This is a genomic window from Rhizobium changzhiense (assembly GCF_013087625.1).
In the GTDB taxonomy this organism is placed as follows: domain Bacteria; phylum Pseudomonadota; class Alphaproteobacteria; order Rhizobiales; family Rhizobiaceae; genus Rhizobium; species Rhizobium sophorae.
Window position 1 is genome coordinate 1 of record NZ_JABFCQ010000015.1, and the last position, 3,597, is coordinate 3,597.

The 3,597-nt window shown below is 61.8% G+C and carries 3 protein-coding genes and 1 pseudogene; all 4 read left to right on the forward strand.

Annotated features, from left to right (window positions below):
* Window positions 1-624: pseudogene (locus tag G9X68_RS31575) on the forward strand (sugar ABC transporter substrate-binding protein); the annotation flags it as partial.
* 110 nt (window positions 625-734) lie between these two features.
* Complete coding sequence (locus G9X68_RS31580; protein ID WP_171605724.1) at window positions 735-1,688, forward strand: carbohydrate ABC transporter permease; 954 nt, start codon at window positions 735-737, stop codon at window positions 1,686-1,688.
* A complete protein-coding gene (locus G9X68_RS31585; RefSeq protein WP_171605725.1) occupies window positions 1,685-2,629 on the forward strand; it encodes a carbohydrate ABC transporter permease in 945 nt (314 codons plus the stop codon). Before G9X68_RS31580 ends, G9X68_RS31585 begins: the two co-directional genes overlap by 4 nt.
* A gap of 3 nt (window positions 2,630-2,632) precedes the next feature.
* A partial coding sequence (locus G9X68_RS31590; protein ID WP_171605726.1) for an ABC transporter ATP-binding protein occupies window positions 2,633-3,597 on the forward strand: 965 nt, incomplete at its 3' end.

Here is a 3,597-nt window from a genome sequence, read left to right on the forward strand (position 1 = left end):
TTCAACGACCTCGACGAGGAATCGCTGAAGTCCGACACGATGAAGAAGTCCTTCGACAATCTGGCGACGATCATCAAATATGTCGACCCGAACTTCTCCGGCCGCGACTGGAACCTGGCGACCGCCATGGTCATCAAGGGTGATGCGCTGGTGCAGGTGATGGGCGACTGGGCCAAGGGCGAATTCGTCGCCGCCAAGAAGACGCCGGATACCGACTTCCTCTGCTACCGCTTCCCCGGCACCGACGGCAGCGTGGTCTACAACTCCGACATGTTCGGCATGTTCAACGTTCCTGACGACCGCAAGGCCGCTCAGGTGGCGCTGGCGACGGCCACGCTGTCGAAGAGCTTCCAGTCGGCCTTCAACGTCGTCAAGGGTTCGGTGCCGGCCCGTACCGATGTTCCCGATACCGACTTCGACGCTTGCGGCAAGAAGGGCATCGCCGACCTGAAGGCAGCCAACGAAGGCGGCACGCTGTTCGGCTCGCTGGCGCAAGGCTACGGCGCACCGCCGGCGATCGCCAATGCCTACAAGGATGTCGTCTCGAAGTTCGTCCACGGCCAGATCAAGACCTCCGACGAGGCCGTGACCCAGCTCGTCCAGGCGATCGACGACGCCCGCTGAGACCACTGTCGACTAAAAATGCTTCCCCGCATCGTCGCGGGGAAGCTTCAGGCTCCACGCCGATCATACGAGATGATCATGGGGCCGATTGCGGGAGGAGATGACATTCCATGAGCACCGTTGCGACCACCGATCCGGTTCTGACGCCGAGGCAATCGACGGCGATCTCGTTGAGGGGCCGGCTGCAGGATGCGCTGCCGAAGATCGTCTTGGCGCCGAGCTTCGTCATCACCATCATCTTCGTCTACGGCTTCATCGTCTGGACGGCCTATCTGTCGTTCACCAATTCCAAGACCTTTCCCTCCTATGCGCTGACCGGAGCACGCGCCTATCAGCGGCTGTGGCGCTGGACCTTCGAGAGCGATCCGCCGTCCTCCTGGTACACCTCGATCACCAATATGGCGATCTTCGGCTTCCTCTATGTCGGCATCTGCTTAGGCCTCGGCCTGCTGCTTGCCATCCTGCTCGACCAGAAGATCCGCGGCGAGGGGCTGCTCAGGCCGATCTTCCTCTATCCGATGGCGCTCTCCTTCATCGTCACCGGGGTTGCCTGGAAATGGTTCCTCGATCCCGGCCTCGGGCTGGAACAGACGCTGCACCACTTCGGCTGGACGAGCTTCCACTTCGACTGGATCAAGAACAAGGACTTCGTCATCTACACCGTCGTCATCGCCGGCGTCTGGCAGGCGTCGGGCTTCGTCATGGCGATGTTCCTGGCGGGCCTGCGCGGCATCGACGGCGAGATCATGAAGGCCGCCCAGATCGATGGCGCCTCGCCCTTCCAGCTCTATCGCCGCATCGTCATTCCGCTCTTGCGGCCGATCTTTCTGTCGGCCTTCATCGTGCTCGCCCATATGGCGATCAAGTCCTATGACCTGGTGGTGGCGCTGACCTCGGGCGGGCCGGGCGGCTCGGCCTGGCTGCCGTCGAACTTCATGTATGAATACACTTTCAAGCGCAACGAGATGGCCGTCGGCTCGGCCAGCGCCATCATCATGCTGATGACCATCTCGGCGATCATCGTTCCCTATCTCTATTCCGAACTGAAGGAGAAGGCGCGATGAGCAGCGTGACCTCTCCGATAGCAACCTCGCAGAACAGCAACAACACCCGCTGGATCGGCCGCACCGTCATCTACGGCCTGCTGCTGGTCTTTGCCGTCCTCTATCTGATGCCGCTCTTCGTCATGCTGACGACCTCGTTCAAGACCATGGACGAGATCCAGAACGGCAACATGCTGGCGCTGCCGCAATCGCCGACCTTCGATCCGTGGATCAAGGCCTGGGGCGAGACCTGCGTGGGGCTCACCTGCGCCGGCATCAAGGGCTACTTCTGGAACTCGATCAAGATGGTGGTGCCGGCGGTGGCAATCTCCACCATCATGGGGGCGCTGAACGGCTATGTGCTGACCAAATGGCGCTTTCCCGGCCACACGCTGGTGTTCGGGCTGATGCTGTTTGCCTGCTTCATTCCGTTCCAGTCGGTGCTGTTGCCGATGGCAACGATCCTCGGCAGTCTCGGCCGCTTCGGCATGACGCTGCAGAACGCCACCGGCTGGAACTTCGGCTTCGGCAATCCGACGGTCAATCTGGTCTTCGTCCATGTCGTCTATGGCTTGGGCTTCACCACCCTGTTCTTCCGCAATTTCTACGAGGCCTTCCCGACCGAACTGGTGCGGGCCGCCCAGGTCGATGGCGCCAGCTTCTTCCAGATCTTCCGCCGCATCATGCTGCCGAACTCGCTGCCGATCATCGTCGTCACCGTCATCTACCAGTTCACCAATATCTGGAACGACTTCCTGTTTGCCTCGGCTTACGCCGGCACCGGTGACTCCATGCCGATGACGGTGGCGCTCAACAATGTCGTCAACACCTCGACCGGGGTGGTCGAATACAATGTCAACATGGCGGCGGCGATGATCGCCGCCGTGCCGACGCTCATCGTCTATATCCTCGCCGGCCGCTACTTTGTGCGCGGTCTGATGGCGGGGGCTGTCAAAGGGTAATCCATGGCCTTCCTCGAAATCTCCGGTCTCAAAAAACGCTTCGGCGCCGTCGACATTCTCAAGGGCATCGACCTCGAACTCGACAAGGGCGGCTTTCTCGTGCTGGTCGGCCCGTCCGGCTGCGGCAAGTCGACCCTGCTCAACACCATTGCCGGGCTGGAGACGATCACCTCTGGCGATATCAGGATCGACGGGCGCGACATCAGCGGCCTGCATCCCTCCAAGCGCGACATCGCCATGGTGTTCCAGTCCTATGCGCTCTACCCGAACATGACGGTGGCGGGCAACATCGCCTTCGGCATGGAAATCCGCGGCGTTCCCAAGGACGAGCGCGAAAAGGCGATCAAGCAGGTCTCCGACATGCTGCAGATCGGCCATCTGCTCGACCGCAAGCCGAGCCAACTGTCGGGCGGCCAGCGCCAGCGTGTCGCCATGGGGAGAGCCTTGGTGCGCAATCCGCAGGTCTTCCTGTTCGACGAGCCGCTCTCCAATCTCGATGCCAAGCTGCGCGTCGACATGCGCACCGAGATCAAGCGGCTGCATCAGCGCATGGGCACCACCTTCGTCTATGTCACCCATGACCAGATCGAGGCGATGACGCTGGCGACCAAGATCGCCGTGCTGAAGGACGGCGTGCTGCAGCAGTTCGGCACGCCGGCCGAGATCTATAACAGCCCCTCCAACATCTTCGTCGCCGACTTCATGGGATCGCCGGCGATGAACCTCTTGAACGCCACCGTCGAAAACGGCGCCGGCGGGCTCGAAGTCTCGCTGGAGCGGCCGAATGCCGCGCCGCTGAGGCTCCCCGTCATATCAGGCAATGACGGTCTGACCGCCTATACCGGCAAACAGGTGATCTTCGGCATTCGCCCGGAGGCCTTGACCGATCCCGATGGCGCCGACCGCAAGGCGCGCTCGCTGACCGAGGGCGACTGCCTGATCGAGGTGGTCGAACCGGCCGGCTCCGA

Excerpts from the sequence above, each read along its gene's own strand:
- G9X68_RS31585 (WP_171605725.1), top strand. The coding sequence starts at position 1,685 with ATGAGCAGCGTGACCTCTCCGATAGCAACCTCGCAGAACAGCAACAAC.
- G9X68_RS31580 (WP_171605724.1), top strand. The coding sequence starts at position 735 with ATGAGCACCGTTGCGACCACCGATCCGGTTCTGACGCCGAGGCAATCG.